Below are 17,334 nucleotides of genomic sequence, written 5' to 3'. Positions count from 1 at the left end.
GATGCTTCCGGGCATAGGGAGACCGCCTGTGGGCCAGGAGAGCGAAGCACAGGTCAAGTGGCTGACCACGGGCGTCGTCGCGGCGACCGGGGCGCTGTGGGCGCTCACCCCGCTCGCCTTCCTGCTCGTCGGCGACCCGGGCCGGGCCCTGCTGGCGGTCGTGCTGCTCGGCGGGCTGCTCGTGGTGTACGCGCGGATCGTCGCCAGGCACATCGCGGGAACGAGCCAAGGACCGCACCGGGCGCGGATCTTCCTGCTGTTCGCGGTCGTCGTCTACGGCGCGATCCCGTTCCTGGGGTCGGTCTGGATCTACACTCCGCTCATCGTCGCCACCGCCGGGCTGCTCCTGCTGCGCTTCCGGTACGGCGTCGGCGTCCTGCTCGCCGTGGCCGCCGCCGAGTACCCCCTGACGCTCGCGGGGTGGGCCCCTGTGCCCGTGCCCGCCCTGCAGAGGAGCGCCGGAGTGCTCGTCGCCTCGGTGGTCGCCGCCGGCATCGTGCACTACGCCAGGTTCGTGCGCGAGCTGCGCGAGCTGCGGGTCGCCCTGGCCGAGGTGGCCGTGGACCAGGACCGCATCCGCATGGCGGGGGAGCTGCACGACCTGCTCGGCCAGACGCTCGCGTCGATCACCCTCAAGACGGAGCTGGCCCTGGCCCTCGCCGACGTGGACAGGAAGCGCGCCGCGGGCGAGGTCGAGGCCACCATCGCCATCGCCAGCGAGGCGCGCGAGGAGATCGGCGACGTCGTGGCGGCCCGGCGCTCGCTCGACCTCGGCGCCGAGCTGTCGGCGGCCGTCGCGCTGATCGAGCTGACCGGCGCGAGCTGCGACCTGCGTCTGGGGATCAAGAAGATCGACGAGGAGACGGGCGACGCGCTCGGCTGGATGGTGCGCGAGGCGGCCACCAACATCGTCAGGCACAGCGACGCCCGGCACTGCGTGATCGAGCTGGACGAGTCCGGCGGGCGTGTCCACCTGCTGGTGCGCAACGACGGCGCCCGCCGCGAAGCGGGCCCGCGACGCGGATCCGGGCTCGCCGGGCTGCGTCAGAGGGTGGGCAGACTGGGCGGGGCCCTGGAGGCGGGCGGCACGGGGGAAGGCGAGTTCGAGGTGCGGGTGTGGCTGCCCGCCGTACACGATCGGGAGAGTGGTCACCGATGATTCGCGTCCTGCTGGCCGAGGACCACGGCGTCGTCAGAGGCGCCCTGACCGCCCTGCTGAACCTGACGGGCGACATCGAGGTCGTGGCCGAGATCGACAGGGGCGACAAGGTCGTCCCCCACGCCCTCGTCACCGCCCCCGACGTGGCCGTCATCGACATCGAGATGCCGGGCATCGACGGCATCGAGGCGACCGTCCGCCTGAAGCGGGCGATGCCCGCCTGCCGCGTGCTCATCCTCACGGCGCTCGCCCACTCCGGGCTGCTCAAGCGGGCGATGGAGGCGGGCGCGAGCGGCTTCCTGCTCAAGGACGCCCCCACCGAGCGGCTGGCCGAGAGCATCCGCAGGATCGACCAGGGCGAGCGGGTGATCGACGCCTCCATGGCCCTGGCCGCGATGAGCGCCACGGCCACCCCGCTCACCGACCGCGAGGCCGCCGTGCTGGGCCTGGTCGGGTCCGGCGCCACGACCGGGGAGATCGCCGCCGAACTGCACCTGTCGGCGGCGACGGTGCGCAACTACATCTCCAGCGTCATCACCAAGACCGGCGCCAGGAACAGGACCGACGCCGTCCGCATCGCCGTCGAGTCCGGCTGGATGGAAGGCCCCCGCCACAACTGACACCCCAGGCGAGGTCGAACGCCGGGGCGTGCGTCCGATGGGACACTAGGATCGACCTCGGCGGAGCCCGGCCCTTCCGAAGGAGTCTCACATGCCCCTCCCAGCCTGGGCCACCGATCCGTCCAGCCTGCTCATCACGGAGGAGGAGTATGAGGCGCTGCCGGAGGAGATCTGCAAGACGATCGAGGTCGTGGACGGCCGCGTGGTGTTCTGTGAGTCGCCGACACCGGGGCACCAGCGCGTCTCCCGCAATCTGACCTTCGCGCTCTTGGCGGCTCGCCCCTCGCATCCCTGCATCGACGTCCTCCAGGACACCGACATGCGCTACCGCCATCGCAACCCGCATGTCACCCAAGCCGGGAAGAGATTCACCTTCCGGAGACCGGACATCAGCGTCCTCCACTGCCTGGATCCCGGCGAGCGTCTGTGGTCCGGCGACGTCCTGGTCGCCGTCGAGATCACATCCTCCGATGACGAGGTCGACTTCAACGACAAACGCGCCGAGTACGCCGCCCAGGGCATACCGGTCTATCTCATCGTCGTCATGGACGGCGACCGGGTCGGCTCTGTCGAGGAGTATCGCCTCGATTGGAGCAACCGCAACTATCAGCTGGCCGCCGTGCACAGAGGGACGCTGGTCACCGAGCTTCCCGAAGGAATGAAGATCGAGACGTCGTTCGCCGACCTCGAACGCGTCTGACCCGGTGCCGTACGGCCGGTGCGAGCCGCCGTGGCGGTCGAGCCCTGCTGGATGGAGGGTCCGGGCCACAACCGGCCGCTCCGATGTCCGGGACGAGGTGAGTTGTCGTTCGGGCGGTGTGGGGAATGGGGGCGCGGTAGCATCGGGCGGTTCATTTGTCGGAGCGTCTGTCCTGGAGGCTGCCCCGGTGGTCCGGCCCCGATTATCCGCAGTGATCCGGCGACGCCTCCGGAGGTGGACCGGTCCCAAACCGGTCCTGCTGGCCGTCGCGGCCCTTCTGGTCAGCGGGATCTTCGGTCTGGTGACCAATCTCGCCTCGAGCCTGCTGGACTCGCTCGGGCTGTCCGGATGGGTGGTGTGGCCGGCGTGGTTCCTGCTGCTGGCGGCCGGCCTGATCATTCTCGGCCTCACCGGGACGCCCGCCACCGGGTACACCGGGGACCACGCGCAGGGCAGAGCCGCGTTGCTGGAGCGCATGCGGCGGAGCTGGATCGACGGCGTGCTCGACCACTCCCTCTACCAGGAGGCGCGGGTCGAGCTCGGGCTGAAAGTGTCCGCCGACCTGCCGCACCCCTGGCGGACGACCGCCTCGCGCTCCGGACGGGATCACGGGCCGTGGTCGGCCGGTGCCGTCCCCAAGGTGTACGACGAGCTCGGCAAGGTCATGCTGATCCTCGGCGCGCCCGGCGCCGGCAAGAGCACCCTGCTGCTGGAGCTGCTGCGCGAGCTGCTCGGCCGGGCCGCCGCCGACGACCGTGAGCCGATACCGGTCGTCCTGCAACTGCCCGGCTGGGCCGTGACGCGTGAGCCCTTCGCCGCGTGGGTGGCCCGGGAGATCGGCTCCCGCTACGACATCCCGCTGCGCTACGCCGAGGCGTGGGTCGCGGACGACCGGCTGGCGGTGCTGCTGGACGGCCTGGACGAGGTGGCGGCCGAGCACCGCGACGAGTGCGTCCGGGAGATCAACGGGTTCCGGCGCGAGCACGGCTTCACGCCGCTCGTCGTCTGCTGCCGCACCTCCGACCACCAGAAGCTGAACGCGACCCTGGAGCTGTACGGCACGCTCACGATCCTGCCTCTGGAACGTGCCGCGGTCGAGGACTTCCTGGTCCGCGCGGGCGTAGGGCTGGCCGGGATGCGGGCGGCGCTGGACGTCGACCCCGGGCTGTGGCGGATGCTGGACTCGCCGCTGCTGCTGAGCGTCATGGCGCTGGCCTATCGCGACGGCGCGCCCGCGACGGACACCGGGCCGCTCAGCGACGAGCAGCGTCTGGCCACGCTCTTCTCCGCCTACACGGTCACCATGCTGCGTCACCGGAGCAGCCCTCGGTTCAGCGTCCACCAGACGGTGACCTGGCTGGCGTACCTGGCGAACCGGATGCGCGCTGACGCGCAGGTGCTCTTCACCCCCGACCGGGTCGACCACCTGTGGGGCGCGGGTGGGGACATCCGCTTCATGAAAGCGCAGATTCTGGGCTTCGCCGGGAGCCTGGCCCTGGTGATCCCCGCCTTCGTCGTGTCCGGCTGGCCCGGGGCGCTCGCCGCCGCCTTCCTCGGGGCGCTGTTCGGCCGGGAGCGCCGGGACACGTTCGCCCCGTTACCGCTGGACCTGCTCAGTCTCTCCGTCGAACAGGACATGGCGCGGCGGCCCGATGGGCGGGGCGGGTCCGTCCGCTCCGCTTGGAGGTACGCCTTCATGGAGCTCAGGCATGATTTCGGGTGGTACATCGGGATCGAGAGACACCTGCCGGTCAGTTTCTACGGGCGGGGGGGCCGGCGTTGGCGGCCGCATCTCGTCGCCTTCGGGCTGGGAGCGGCGGTGGGCCCGCTGTTCGGCCTCGGGCAGGGCGGGGTGGCGATGGCGGGATACGCGGCGGCCACGGCCGTCGTCACGGCGGTGGCCGCGGCCGCGGTACGGCAGTTCGCCGGCCCGGTGCGCCGCGCCGAGCCTCAGGCCCGGTGGAGCGAGGTGCCGAGCCCGATGGTGTGGTCGGTGCTGGCGGCCGGCTCACGGGCGGCTCTCGCTCTCGGCGCCGCCTGCGGGGCGTTCGCCGGTCTGGTCGTGACGACTACGGCGGGCGTGGATCACGGTCTGGCGTTCGCCGGGCTGGTCGTCTTCGCGGTCACGCTGTACGGAGTCGGCCTGCTGGGCGGCTGGGCGGCACTCCAGCAGGCCAGGGTCCGCCGGGTACTCCGCCGGGAGGGCCTGTTCCCCCTGCCGAGCAGGCCGTTCCTCGACCACGCCGTGCAGTGCCTGTTCCTGCGTTCGGTCGGCGAAGGGTACATCTTCGTCCACCGGTCCCTGATGGAGTTCTTCGCCTCGCTCACCGACGGGCTGGGCCGGATCGATCCCGCTCACCTGGACGCCATCGCCACCCGGGCGGCCGGCCACAAGGCCTGACCGGACGGCGCGCCGGCGCCCGGCGCGCGACCGGCGGTGCCAGGGGCGCATGACCGGCGGTGCCAGGGCGCGTGACCGGCGGCCCTGCCCGCCCGCGCCGCCGGGGGTGTGCCGGGCCGGGGAGCCGGGGTTCTAGACTGCGGCATCATGGCCGTACAGATCTCACCCAGCATCCTGACCGCCGACTTCGCCCGGCTGGCGGACGTGGCCGCGAAGGTCGCGGGCGCCGCCGACTGGCTGCACGTCGACGTCATGGACAACCACTTCGTGCCGAACCTCACCATCGGGCTGCCGGTGGTGGAGTCCCTGGTCAAGGCGACCGACCTGCCGCTCGACTGCCATCTGATGATCGAGAACCCCGACCGCTGGGCGCCCGGCTACGCCGAGGCCGGGGCGGGCAGCGTCACGATCCACGCCGAGGCGGCCAGGGCTCCGGTGCGCACGCTGCGCGAGATCCGCAAGGCCGGGGCCCGCGCGGGGTTCGCGCTCAACCCGGCGACCGCCGTGCAGGACTACGAGGACCTGCTCGGTGAGATCGACATGCTGCTGGTGATGACGGTGGAGCCCGGTTTCGGCGGGCAGTCGTTCCTCGACATCATGCTTCCCAAGATCCGCAAGGCTCGTGAGCTGATCCGCAAGCACGGCGGCGAGATCTGGCTGCAGGTCGACGGCGGGGTCTCCTCCACGACCATCGAACGCTGCGCCGAGGCCGGGGCCGACGTCTTCGTCGCCGGCAACGCGGTCTACGGCTCCGACGACCCGGCCCAGACCGTCCGAGACCTGCGCGCCCAGGCCGAACGCGCCGGAGCCTGACACGCGCCCCCGCCCCACGCGCCCGCCGACCGGTCGGTTGACTTTGTCGCAAGGTATGACGCACTATGTTGCGACAAGCATTGCGACAAAGGGAGGGTCCATGACGAGCGGACCGTTATCGGGGGCCGCCCCGCAGGAACGTCCAGACGATCTCCGGGAGGCGGGCGACTGGCTGGCGCGGCATGGTCTGGCGGACGCCCGGCCGACGCCGTTGCTGGCCGCGCGTCTGGTGGTGCGGCGACGCGCGCGCATCGCCGACAGCGTCACGCTGGCCGTGTTGATCATCGCCGCCGCGCTCACACAGGCCTACGGCGGGCTTTCCACCGCCGCGCTCATCGGCGCGAAGCCGCGCCAGCCGGCGCCGTTGCTGATCCTGACGGCGCTGATCGCCGGACTGCTGGTGGTCCGGTGGCTGCTCGACCGGTGGGTGCGGAGCGTCGACCGGCGTGCCGGCGCCGCCTTGTCGCGACGGGCGGCCCACGCGGTCCAGCCCGGATGGCGGGCCGTGCTCGGCCGGCCGTTCGCGGCCTTCGCGGTGGCCACGTACGCCGTCGCGATGGCGCTGGCCGTGAGCGCCCTGACGGTCCAGGACTCCGCCGTGCGGTACGCGGCCCTGGTCCTGCTGATCGGCCTGGCGGGCGTCGCCGCCGGCGCCGCCCTGCGGCTGCGCGATCTGCTGGCCCGCCCGGTCGTGGCCGAGGACGAGGTGTCTCTGATGGCCGACGTCATCATGCGGATCGAAGACGCGCGCGAGATCACCGCGCCGGGGGTGCCATGGTCGCTGCCCGTGGTGCTGCTGTTCGGCACCTCGCCCGGATGGTTGAGCGCCGCCTCGATCGCCGCCGTGCTCCTGGGCGTCGTCGCGCTCGCGGTGCTCCACGCGAAGACTCCTCCGAGCGCGACGGCGGCACGGCGAGCCATGAGCGCCCGATGATCGTCATCGACGGGTCCTCGCCCGTGCCGCCGTTCGAGCAGCTGCGCGCCCAGTTCGCCAGGCAGATCCAGGACCGCACGCTGGCCGTGGGGTCCCGGCTGCCGACGATCCGCAACCTCGCGGCCGATCTCGGCCTGGCCGTCAACACGGTGGGCAGGGCTTACCGGGAGCTGGAGGAGGCGGGACTGATCGAGACCCGCGGGCGGGCGGGCACGTTCGTGGCGGCCGCCGGCGAGCAGGGGCGCGAGCGCGCGCGCCGCGCCGCCGCCGAGTACGCGGCCGTGGTGTCCAGCGTCGGCATCGACCCGGAGGAGGCGATCCGCATCGTCCGGGCGGCCCTGACCCCCGGCCTGGCGGCGCCCGCCTCCTCGTGACCGGCCTCCCTGACCGGCCTCCTCGTGACCCGCCTCCCCGTGAGCGGCCTCACGCCGGGTCAGGCGCGGGTCAGGCGCGGGTCAGGCGAGGGCGGGGTCGAGGACGACGTCGTGGCCGTGGACGGTGGGCTCCTCGGGGAAGTGGCAGGCGGTGAGGTGGCCGTCGCGGTTGCCGCTGATCTGCAGCAGCGGAGGCGCCTCGGCGGCGCACTTCTCCTTGGCCTTCCAGCAGCGCGTGCGGAACCGGCAGCCCGACGGCGGGTCGATCGGCGAGGGGACGTCGCCGGCCAGCCGGATCCGCTCGGTCGGCTGGGCGCCCTCCTCGGGCAGCTCCACCTCGGGGACGGCCGACAGCAGGGCGTGGGTGTACGGGTGGCGCGGACGCTCGTAGATCGATCGCCGGTCGCCCACCTCGACGATCTTGCCGAGGTACATCACGGCCACCCGCTGGGAGACGTGGCGGACCACCGCGAGGTCGTGGGCGATGAACAGGAACGCGATGCCGAGGTCCCGCTGCAGCTGCTGCAGCAGGTTGACCACCTGGGCCTGGATGGACACGTCCAGCGCGGACACCGGCTCGTCGGCGACGATCAGCTTGGGGGACAGGGAGAGCGCGCGGGCGATGCCGATGCGCTGCCGCTGGCCGCCGGAGAACTCGTGCGGGAACCGGTTGTAGTGCTCGGGGTTGAGGCCGACGATCTCCAGCAGCTCCTGGACGCGCTTCTGGACGCCGCCTTCCGGCCGGACGTCGTTGATCTCCATGGGGCCGCCGACGATCGCGCCCACGGTCTGGCGCGGGTTGAGCGAGCTGTAGGGATCCTGGAAGATCATCTGGATGTCGCGGCGGATGGGCTTGAGCTCGCGGCGCGAGCTGCGCGCGATGTCGTTCCCCTGGTAGAGGATCTTGCCGTCGGTCGGCTCGTGCAGCCGGGCGACCAGTCTGCCCAGGGTGGACTTGCCGCACCCTGACTCGCCGACCAGCCCCACCGTCTCGCCGGCGTTCACCGCGAGGTCGACGCCGTCGACGGCGTGCACCTTGCCGACCTGGTGCTTCAGGACGAAGCCGCCCATGACCGGGAAGTACTTGGTCAGCCCTTCGAGTTCCAGCAGCGGCGTCGTCACGGTCGTCCCTTGATCTGTCCGAGGAATTCCTGCTTCTGCGCGATCGTCAGGTAGCACGCGTCCCCGTGCCCGGTGGCGGGCGACAGGTCGGGCCGCTCGCCGGTGCACAGCTCCGGCCCGGCGGCCTTGACGTAGTCGCATCGCGGGTGGAACGGGCACCCGGGCGGCGGGGCGAGCATGCTCGGAGGGGTTCCCCTGATCGGCGTGAGCGGCACGTCCACCGAGGCTCCGAGCCGGGGGATGGACGAGAGCAGCCCCCAGGTGTACGGGTGGCGGGGCTCGGTCAGCACCTCGCGGACGGTGCCCCGCTCGGCGGCCCGGCCCGCGTACATGACCAGCACCTGGTGCGCGGTCCTGGCGATCACGCCGAGGTCATGGGTGATCAGGATGATCGCGGTGCCCATCTGCTGCTGCAGGTCCTTGAGCAGGTCGAGCACCTGCGCCTGGACGGTGACGTCCAGCGCGGTGGTCGGCTCGTCGGCGATCAGCAGGTCAGGGTCGCACACCAGCGCCATGGCGATCATGACGCGCTGCCGCATGCCGCCGGAGAAGTGGTGCGGGTAGTCGTCCACCCGGGTCCTGGCGTGCGGGATGCCGACGCGTTCCAGCATCTCGATCGCCCGGTCGCGGGCCTCCTTCTTGCTCGCGCCCTTGTGCTTGCGGTACACCTCGGAGATCTGGCGGCCCACGGTGTGGTAGGGCGACAGCGAGGTCAGCGGGTCCTGGAAGATCATGGCGATGCGGTTGCCGCGCAGCCGCTCCATGGCCGTGCGGCTCGCGCCGATCAGCTCCTGGTCCTCGAACCAGATCTCGCCGTGGAGCTCGGTGCGCTCGGTGTCGTGCAGGCCCAGGATGGCCAGGTTGGTCACCGACTTTCCCGAGCCGGACTCGCCCACGATGCCGAGCGTCGTGCCCTTCTCCACCTCGAAGGACAGCCCGTTGACGGCTCTCACCACGCCGTCCTCGGTCTGGAAGGAGACGCGCAGGTCCTGCACGGACAGGAAGGAGTCGCCCCGTCGGCCGGGGCTTGCGTCGGAGAGTGTGACGGCGGTCAAGCGGTGGCTCCTAGTCGAGCGGTCTAGCGGGTGACACCTAGCTGAGGCGGACGCGCGGGTCGATGACGGCGTAGAGCGCGTCCACGATGACGTTGAACACGACGATCGCGGCCGCGGCGAGCAGGACCGTCGCCATGAGCATGGGCAGGTCGGAGTTGAGGACGGCCTGGATGGACAGCCGCCCGATGCCCTGGAGGCTGAACGTCGTCTCGGTGATGATCGCGCCTCCGATGAGGGTGGCGACGTCGATGCCGAAGATCGTGGCGATGGGGGTGAGCGTGCCGCGGAGCGCGAAGCGCAGGATCACCGTGCGGGCCGGCATGCCCTTGGCCCGCGCCGTGCGGACGTAGTCCTCAGACAGCTGCTCCACCATCGTGGAGCGGGCCATGCGGGTGTAGTTGGCGGTGAAGATGATCGCGAGCACGATCCAGGGCAGCAGCAGCCCGTACGCCCACTGGAGGGGGTTGTCGGTGAACGGCACGTACTGCGGGCGTTCGATGATGTGCCACTGGAAGACCAGGAAGTACATGGCGAGCGTGCCGACGAAGTAGATCTGCACCGAGGCGCCGATGAGCGACGCGACACTGGCGATCTTGTCGAGCGGCTTGCCCTGGTTCAGGGCCGCGATGATGCCCGCGCCCACGCCGAAGACCAGGAAGATGGCGGCGGAGCCCAGGGTCAGGGAGATCGTGACCGGCATCCGGTCGATGATCGTGGCGAAGACCGGGGCGTGGTTGACGAACGAGTATCCAAGGCACGGCGCGGGACAGTGCCCGAGGCCCTCGTAGTCCCGCCCGACGAAGATGCCGGCCAGCCAGGTGACGAACTGGACGAAGATCGGCTGGTCCATGCCCAGATTGTGCCGCGCCTGCGCGAGCGACTCGGGCGGGCACACCTTTCCGCAGGCCAGCCGCGCGGGGTCGGCGGGTACGGCGAAGAAGAGGAAGAACGTCACTGCGGCGATGATCACGAGGATGACCGCTGCGCCGAGGGTCCGGCGAGTCAGGAATCTGAGCATGGCCTGTCGATCTCAGTTGAGGCGCTCCGGGGCGCCGCGCGGGCGCCCCGGAGCCGGGAGGTGCTACTGCTACGAGGACTTCACGAAGATGGTGTTCGGCGAGATGACCCAGCTGATCGGGTCGATCTCGGCGCCGCCCACCAGCGATCCGTGCAGCTGGAGGCCGACGTTGTTCAGCGCCGGCACCAGCGGGGTGACCGTCTCCATGATCTTCTTGTCGAGCGCGCCCCATGCCTGGTTGGCCTCGGTGGCGTCGGACAGGCCCTCGATGCGCTTGATCTCCGCGGTGATGGCCGGGTCCTTCAGGTGCGACTGGTTGTAGCCGCCGTCGTGGACCGGGCCGAAGATCACCGGGAAGACGGTGGCCGCGGTGGGCCAGTCGGCGCCCCAGCCGCCCCAGTACATGTCCAGGCCGTTGTCCACCTTGCCGGTCGCGTCGTACCAGGTCTTGGTGTTCATCGGCTTGGAGACGACCTTGATGCCGGCCTTGGCGAGCTGGTTCTTGATGGCGACCGTGATGCGCTGCTCGGTCGGGGTGTCGTTGAACCCGTAGACGATGGTCGGCGTCGGGTCGCTCGACTGGGCCAGCAGTTCCTTGGCCTTGGCGATGTCGCCCTGGGGGTGCTGCTTCATGCCGAACGCGTCGTAGTCCTGCCACCCGGACACGCTCGGGTTGAGGATCGTGGTGTTGATCACCGAGCTGGCGGGGCCGCCGCTGATCTGCATGATCTGCTGGGTCGGCCAGGCGTAGTTGATCGCCTGGCGGATCTTGATGTCCTTCACCCGGTCAAGGTTGAAGTAGTAGTAGTCCCCGTACGGCGAGGGCTGCTTGAGCAGGCGCTCCTGCAGCTTCGCGTCCTGGACGACCTGCTGGGTGCGCTCGGCGGCGACGTGGCCGTAGAAGCTGAGGGTCTTCTTGTCGTCGCCGGTGTCGGCGATGAACCGGTCGGTCACCTGCAGCGCCTGGAAGCCGAACTCCAGGTGCCACTTGTCGGGGTAGGCGCCGCGGAGCGGGTCGCTGGCCGGGTCCCAGTTGGGGTTGCGCTCCAGGTCCATCGACTTGTCGACGGTGTGCTTGGCGATGATGTACGGACCGCTGGAGACGGGCTCCTGGTCGTACTTCTCCTTGGTGTCCTTCGCCTTGGGCACGATGCCGTATCCGGTCATGGCCAGCGCGTAGTTGGCGTCCGCGTGCGGCGAGGTGAAGTGGAAGACGACCGTCTTGTCGTCGGGGGTCTCGATGGTGTCGAGTTCCTTGCCGCTGTAGGGCCCCCCGTAGGCCTTCTTGTAGTCCTCTTCCGTCAGCCACTGCTGGATGTAGGGCGGGCCTTCGGTGATGAAGGGGGCGAACAGCCGCTCGATGGTCCACTTGACGTCACCGGAGGTGATCGGGGACCCGTCCTGCCACTTCACCCCGTCCTTCAGGGTGAACTTCCAGGTCTTGCCGCCGTCGGACGCCTGGCCGGCATCGGTGGCGAGGTCGCCGACGACCTTGTACTCGCCCGTCGCCACGCGCTTGTAGCCGGTCAGCTGGCGGGTGATCATCTCGTGGAAGTTGGCGGTGACGTTGTCGTAGACCCGGCCCGGGTCGAGGTGCGGGTAGTCGTCACGGTCGATCATGTTGACCGTGCCGCCCTTGACCACGCCCTCCGGCGGGATGGCGGGGCCCTTGGAGTCGTCCGCGGTGCCGATGGAGACCTTCGGCGGGGCGAACAGATCCGTGAGGTTGGTCGCGGACGCGGACGCGGAGGGGCCGGAACTCGTGGCTGGCGCGCCGGCGTTGCCCTGGGAGCACGCCGCGGTGAGCGCGAGGGATCCGATGGCGACGACGGCCAGAGCGGACCGCGTTCGTGCTGACATTTCTCTCCTGGTCATAGATGTGTGCAGGGTGCGTGGCCGGGTCAATGTCTGATCTTGGGGTCGAAGGCGTCCCGGACCGAGTCACCCAGGAGGTTGAAGGCGACGACGAAGATGAGGAGCGCGACACCGGGGAACATCAGGTAGGTGATGTCGGTCTGGTAGACCTCGGTCCCGCGCAGGAACATGCGCCCCCAGTCGGGCACCGGCTCGATCATCCCGACGCCGAGGAACGACAGCGCCGCCTCGGAGGTCACCAACGCCGGCAGCAGCAGCGTCGACTGGATGAGGATCGGGGTCCACAGGTTCGGCAGCAGCTCCTTGAAGATGATCCTGGCCGGCGACGCTCCGGTGACCTTCGCGGCCTCGACGAACTCCCGTTCGCGCAGCGACAGCACGTTGCCGCGCAGCAGCCGGGCGAGCCCCGCCCAGCCGAACACGGTCAGAAAGACGATGAGCGCGGCGGCGCGCAGCCAGACCGGGGTCTCCTCCTCGGGCTTGACCAGGAGGTTCTCCAGCACCGGCATGAACGCGATGATGAACAGCGTCGAGGGGAAGGACAGCAGGACGTCGATGGCGCGGCCGATGAAGTAGTCGGTGCGCCCTCCCACGTATCCGGCGACGATGCCGACCACGATGCCGAGGACCGTCGTGATGGCCGTGGCGGCCAGTGCGATCAGCAGCGAGGTGCGGATGCCGTACACCAGTTGCGTGAACACGTCCCGGCCGAGACCGGGCTCGATGCCGAACCAGAACTGCGAGCTGATGCCGCCGTTCGGCAGGATCGGGAAGCCGTAGGCGTTGAGCAGCCCGGGGTCGTCCAGCCCGTAGGTGGTGTAGGGGTCCTTGCCGTACACCGCCGAGATCAGCGGCGCCGCGAGGGCCACCAGGATGAAGAACAGCACGATGACGGCGGAGACCATGCCTGTCTTGTCGCGGCGGAAACGCCGCCACATGAGCTGGGCCGGGGAACGGCCCACCAGGGAGGTCTCGCCGGTGCCGGCGGTCGCGGCCTGAACGGTGTCCACGGGATCGGAAACGCCCGTCCCGGCCGGAGAGGGGAGAGCCATTGTGCGGGTGCCACCCCAGAGATCGGATCGCAGTAAATCGTTACTAGAGGGAACTTTGGCAATGAATGACCCGTTGGTCAATCTCCGGGACGCTTTTGAGACGCCTTTTCGACGTTCGTTGTGCAATATCAATCAGGTTGTGTCCGCTACCCCATTGACCTGCGGCGATGCCGTACGACAGACTACTTCACCTCCATCATTCGCTGTGTCACGATTCTGTGACACGACCAAGACGCGGTCATGACACGACCGCCCGCATAGCCGCCTTGACCAAAGGCTCCCCGTCCGCCGCATCCCCCGTGTGTGCGGCGGATTGCGGGGTAAGGCATCACTTACAGGTTCGGCGGGGGTGGCGCGCGATGGACTACGGCCTCTTCGGTCCGCGGTCGGTGACGTGGCGGGTGATGGGGGAGCCCGTCCAGTTCGTCGGCGGCTTCCGCGCGCTCCTCATGCAGGGCCTGCATCCCCGCGCGATGCGCGGCCTGGTGCAGAACTCCGCCCTCCTGGACCCCCACGAGGCGTGGGCGCGCTTCCTGCGCACCACCGAGTTCGTCCGGGTCCGCACCTACGGCACCCGCGCCGAGGCCGAAAGGGCCGGCGCGAGGGTCCGCAGGATCCACGCCTCGCTCACCGCGCACGACCCCGACACCGGCGAGGACTTCCGGCTCGACGACCCCGGCGCGCTGCGCTGGGTGCACGTGGGCGAGGTCGACTCCTACCTGACCGTGGCCCGGCGCGCCGGCGTGGCGCTCAGCGGCGAGGACGCCGACCGGTTCGTGGCCGAGCAGCGGCGCTCGGCCCGGCTCGTCGGACTGCGCGCGGGCGACGTCCCCGGCTCGGTGGCCGAGATGCGCGCCTACATCGAGGCCGAGCGCCCCGGCCTGTACTTCGTCCCCGAGGCGTCCCACCCGCTGCTGCTGTCGCTGAACGCGCCGGTGCCCCTGCGGCTCGCCGCGCTCAGGGCGGCCGTCCCGATGATCACCCTGCTCGCGTTCGCGACGCTGCCGCGCTGGGCGCGCAGGCTGTACGGGCTGCCGGCGACGCCGCTCGAGGACCTGTGGGCCGGCGCTTCGCTCAAGGCGCTGTACCGCGGCACCCGGGTCATCCCAGAGGGCCTTCGCTACGGCCCGGACGCCAGGCGGGCCCGGCGGCTGATGTCGGCCGCCTGACGGCGGCGGGGCCCGATGCCGGCCGCCTGACGGCGTCCAGGCCTCATGTCGGCGCCTGACGGGGCCTGGACCTGGCGAGAGCTGGGGGTACCCCATGTAGCAAGTGCTTGCTTGCCGTAGGGGTCATCGCGGGTTACGTCCGCTTTGCCGGGCGTGGCACACTGATAGCTGAGCAGCGTGCTCCGGGGTCGGTGAAATTCCGAACCGGCGGTGACAGTCCGCGACCCGGCCGAGTCCATCGGCCGGTTGACCTGGTGGAACTCCAGGACCGACGGTTAAAGTCCGGATGGGAGGAAGCGCGCGATGCGTCCGGCGATCCGTCGCCGCACGCCTCTGTGGTGCATGTCGCACCCGATCACCCCGGGGCCCGCCGTGGCAAGAAAGCTACTGGCGAGTAGGAGGGGACCGGGTGGGCCGATCGTTAGTTCGCGCGTGCCGCGCCGTCGAGCGCGCCGCGCCGTCACCCGCCGTGACAGTCCCGGCGTGGATCTCCCGTGCTCCGCGGAAGACGCACACGTCCCGGCGAGTTGCCTCCTCATGCACGTCACCGATCGGCCCGCGCTCCGGCCTGGCGCCGGCCGCGTCGCACAAGGAGATCTGATGTTCACTGGAATCGTCGAGGAACTCGGCGAGATAGCCGCCGTGGAGGCGCTGCCCGACGCGGCGCGCTTCGCCATCCGCGGCCCGGCCGTCGCCCCCGGAGCCCTCCACGGAGAGTCGATCGCGGTCAACGGCGTCTGCCTGACCGTCGTCGAGGCCCGCGGGGACGTCTTCACGGCGGATGTGATGAAAGAGACACTCGTCCGCAGCTCGCTCGGTTCCCTCGTGCCCGGCGACCCGGTCAACCTCGAACGCGCCGTGCGCGCCGACCAGCGCCTCGGCGGCCACATCGTGCAGGGTCACGTGGACGGCACCGGCGTCGTGCTCTCGCGCGAGCCCGCCGAGCACTGGGAGGTCGTGCGGGTGTCCCTGCCCGCCGAGCTCGACCGGTACGTCGTCGAGAAGGGCTCGATCGCCGTCGACGGCATCAGTCTCACCGTCACCGGCGTGCCGCCCGGCGAGTTCGCCGTCAGCCTGATCCCGACGACCCTGCAGCTCACCACCCTCGGCCGCAAGAAGCCCGGCGACCCGGTCAACCTCGAGGTCGACGTGATCGCCAAGTACATCGAGAAGCTCGTCGCCGCCCGCGGGCAGGGCGTGGCGTCGTGAACTGGACCAAGGCCGGGTTCGACCTGTTCGGCCAGCACCTGCTGTGGACCGACCTGATCGGCAACATCTGCGCCCTGTCGACCGTCCTGCTCGCCATGAAGCGCACCATCTGGACCTGGCCGGTGCAGCTCGTCGGCTCGGTGCTGCTGTTCGTCGCCTCGGTGCAGGCGCACATCACCGGCAACGCGCTCAAGCAGGCGATGTTCGGCCTGCTCGCGGTGTACGGCTGGATCCGCTGGATACGCGGCACCAAGCACGGCGAAGCGCTGGCCGTGCGCCCCGGCCGCGCCGGCGAGCGCCTCACGCTGGTCGCCGTCATGGTCGCGGCCACGGCGCTCGTCGCCCTGTTCTTCTCCTACACCGGCTGGTCGTGGGCGCCGCTCCCGGACGCCTACATCTTCGTCGGCAGCGCCATCGCGACCTACGCCCAGGGCAAGGCCCTGATCGACTTCTGGTGGATCTGGATCGCCGTCGACCTGGTGGGCGTCCCCCTGGCGTTCAACTCCGGCCTCGTCGTCTCCGGCGTGGTGTACGGGATCTTCTTCGTCATGGTCCTGCTCGGCATTCGTGAATGGCGGCGGCAGTACGGCCGCCGGCTGGAGGTGGCAACGGCATGAGCGACATCACGCTGGACCCGATAGAGCGGGCGATCGACGACATCCGCGAAGGCAGGCCGGTTCTCGTCGTCGACGACGAGAACCGGGAGAACGAGGGCGACATCATCTTCGCCGCCTCCAAGGCCACCCCGGAGCTGCTGGCCTTCACGATCCGCTACACCAGCGGCGTGATCTGCGTCCCCATGCTCGGCCGGGACCTGGACCGCCTCGGCCTGCCGCTCATGGTCCACCAGAACCGCGAGCGGCTGCGCACGGCGTACACGATCAGCGTGGACGCCCGCGACGGGGTGAGCACCGGCATCTCCGCGGCCGACCGCGCCCAGACCATCCGCACCCTGGCCGACTCGGCCACCGAGCCGTTCGAGCTGGCGCGCCCCGGCCACATCTTCCCGCTGCGCTACCACGAGGGCGGGGTGCTCGCCCGGCGCGGCCACACCGAGGCGGCGATCGACCTCGCCCGCCTGGCCGGGCTCACCCCCGCCGGGGTGCTCGCCGAGATCGTCAACGACGACGGGACGATGGCGCGCCTGCCCGAGCTGCGGGTGTTCGCCGACGAGCACAACCTCGCGCTGGTGTCCATCGAGCAGCTCGCCGAGTACCGCCGCCGCACCGAACGGGTCGTGCAGCGGGTCGCCGTCACCGAGATCCCCAACAAGTACGGCGTGTGGCGGGCGTACGGCTTCGCCAGCGGCATCGACGGCGGCGAGCACCTGGCCCTGGTGTACGGGGACCTCGGCGACGGGGAGGACGTCCTGGTGCGCGCGCACAGCGAGTGCCTGACCGGCGACGTGCTCGGCTCGCTGCGCTGCGACTGCGGGGTGCAGCTCGACCACGCCATGCGCGCCGTCGCCGCCGAGGGCCAGGGAGTGATCGTCTACCTGCGCGGGCACGAGGGGCGCGGCATCGGGCTGCTGGCCAAGCTGAAGGCCTACAGCCTCCAGGACAACGGCAGCGACACCGTCGACGCCAACCTCGAGCTCGGCCTGCCGGTGGACGCCCGGGAGTTCTCGAACGCCGGCCAGATGCTGGCCGACCTCGGCGTGAAGTCGGTGCGCGTGCTGACCAACAACCCGGCCAAACTGCGCGGGCTGGACGGGTACGGCATCAAGGTGCTCGGCCGCGTGCCCATGCCCGTCGCGGCCAACGAGCACAACATCAAGTACCTGACGGCCAAGCGCGACCGCCTCGGCCACCAGATCGAAGGAGTCCGATGAGC

16 protein-coding genes and 1 riboswitch are annotated in these 17,334 nt (G+C 70.5%); of the genes, 11 read left to right on the top strand and 5 right to left on the bottom strand.

The window, feature by feature from the left end; translation table 11 throughout:
- Positions 1-28 precede the first annotated feature (28 nt).
- From ACFO60_RS31615 to ACFO60_RS31585, 7 genes are all read left to right on the top strand, one after another.
- A complete protein-coding gene (locus ACFO60_RS31615) occupies positions 29-1,159 on the top strand; it encodes a sensor histidine kinase (protein WP_380847691.1) in 1,131 nt (376 codons plus the stop codon).
- Positions 1,156-1,779: a response regulator transcription factor gene (locus ACFO60_RS31610; RefSeq protein WP_380847688.1), complete on the top strand. Its 624-nt coding sequence runs from the start codon at positions 1,156-1,158 to the stop codon at positions 1,777-1,779. Before ACFO60_RS31615 ends, ACFO60_RS31610 begins: the two co-directional genes overlap by 4 nt.
- Positions 1,780-1,870: 91 nt before the next feature.
- Positions 1,871-2,479, top strand: a complete 609-nt coding sequence (locus ACFO60_RS31605; protein WP_380847685.1) for a Uma2 family endonuclease — start codon at positions 1,871-1,873, stop codon at positions 2,477-2,479.
- Between the two features lie 301 nt (positions 2,480-2,780).
- Complete coding sequence (locus ACFO60_RS31600; protein WP_380847682.1) at positions 2,781-4,880, top strand: NACHT domain-containing protein; 2,100 nt, start codon at positions 2,781-2,783, stop codon at positions 4,878-4,880.
- Positions 4,881-5,027: 147 nt separating this feature from the next.
- On the top strand, positions 5,028-5,693 hold the full coding sequence (rpe, locus tag ACFO60_RS31595) for a ribulose-phosphate 3-epimerase (protein WP_380847679.1): 666 nt from the start codon (positions 5,028-5,030) through the stop codon (positions 5,691-5,693).
- A 100-nt stretch (positions 5,694-5,793) separates the two neighbouring features.
- Positions 5,794-6,627, top strand: coding sequence for a hypothetical protein (locus ACFO60_RS31590; protein ID WP_380847676.1), 834 nt, complete (start codon positions 5,794-5,796; stop codon positions 6,625-6,627).
- Complete coding sequence (locus ACFO60_RS31585) at positions 6,624-7,001, top strand: GntR family transcriptional regulator (protein ID WP_380847673.1); 378 nt, start codon at positions 6,624-6,626, stop codon at positions 6,999-7,001. The genes ACFO60_RS31590 and ACFO60_RS31585 overlap by 4 nt, the downstream gene beginning before the upstream one ends.
- Positions 7,002-7,082: 81 nt before the next feature.
- On the opposite strand, the gene ACFO60_RS31580 is transcribed toward ACFO60_RS31585, so the two are convergent.
- From ACFO60_RS31580 to ACFO60_RS31560, 5 genes are all read right to left on the bottom strand, one after another.
- The gene (locus tag ACFO60_RS31580) at positions 7,083-8,072 is read right to left on the bottom strand and encodes an ABC transporter ATP-binding protein (protein ID WP_465269893.1); all 990 of its coding nucleotides are present in this window, start codon (positions 8,070-8,072) and stop codon (positions 7,083-7,085) included.
- Positions 8,073-8,119: 47 nt separating this feature from the next.
- Positions 8,120-9,178: an ABC transporter ATP-binding protein gene (locus ACFO60_RS31575; RefSeq protein ID WP_380847667.1), complete on the bottom strand. Its 1,059-nt coding sequence runs from the start codon at positions 9,176-9,178 to the stop codon at positions 8,120-8,122.
- Between the two features lie 37 nt (positions 9,179-9,215).
- A complete protein-coding gene (locus tag ACFO60_RS31570; RefSeq protein WP_380847664.1) occupies positions 9,216-10,196 on the bottom strand; it encodes an ABC transporter permease in 981 nt (326 codons plus the stop codon).
- A 69-nt stretch (positions 10,197-10,265) separates the two neighbouring features.
- The gene (locus tag ACFO60_RS31565) at positions 10,266-12,056 is read right to left on the bottom strand and encodes an ABC transporter substrate-binding protein (protein ID WP_380847661.1); all 1,791 of its coding nucleotides are present in this window, start codon (positions 12,054-12,056) and stop codon (positions 10,266-10,268) included.
- Positions 12,057-12,097: 41 nt separating this feature from the next.
- The gene (locus tag ACFO60_RS31560) at positions 12,098-13,081 is read right to left on the bottom strand and encodes an ABC transporter permease (RefSeq protein WP_380847658.1); all 984 of its coding nucleotides are present in this window, start codon (positions 13,079-13,081) and stop codon (positions 12,098-12,100) included.
- Positions 13,082-13,482: 401 nt separating this feature from the next.
- On the opposite strand from ACFO60_RS31560, the gene ACFO60_RS31555 reads away from it, so the two are divergent.
- From ACFO60_RS31555 to ACFO60_RS31540, 4 genes are all read left to right on the top strand, one after another.
- Entirely contained in the window at positions 13,483-14,292 is an 810-nt protein-coding gene (locus ACFO60_RS31555; protein ID WP_380847655.1) for an oxygenase MpaB family protein, read from the top strand.
- A gap of 173 nt (positions 14,293-14,465) precedes the next feature.
- A riboswitch (FMN riboswitch) is annotated at positions 14,466-14,596 on the top strand.
- A 296-nt stretch (positions 14,597-14,892) separates the two neighbouring features.
- Positions 14,893-15,501 (top strand): riboflavin synthase, encoded by a 609-nt coding sequence (locus ACFO60_RS31550; RefSeq protein ID WP_380847652.1) that lies wholly within the window; start codon positions 14,893-14,895, stop codon positions 15,499-15,501.
- A complete protein-coding gene (locus tag ACFO60_RS31545) occupies positions 15,498-16,118 on the top strand; it encodes a nicotinamide mononucleotide transporter family protein (protein ID WP_380847649.1) in 621 nt (206 codons plus the stop codon). The genes ACFO60_RS31550 and ACFO60_RS31545 overlap by 4 nt, the downstream gene beginning before the upstream one ends.
- Entirely contained in the window at positions 16,115-17,332 is a 1,218-nt protein-coding gene (locus ACFO60_RS31540; protein WP_380847646.1) for a bifunctional 3,4-dihydroxy-2-butanone-4-phosphate synthase/GTP cyclohydrolase II, read from the top strand. Before ACFO60_RS31545 ends, ACFO60_RS31540 begins: the two co-directional genes overlap by 4 nt.
- The last annotated feature ends 2 nt before the right edge of the window (positions 17,333-17,334 follow it).

Origin of the sequence: Sphaerisporangium dianthi, assembly GCF_042654065.1 — a bacterium.
Classification (GTDB): domain Bacteria; phylum Actinomycetota; class Actinomycetes; order Streptosporangiales; family Streptosporangiaceae; genus Sphaerisporangium; species Sphaerisporangium dianthi.
The sequence above is the reverse complement of the archived record's forward strand: the minus strand, read 5'-3'. Positions and strand labels throughout refer to the sequence as shown.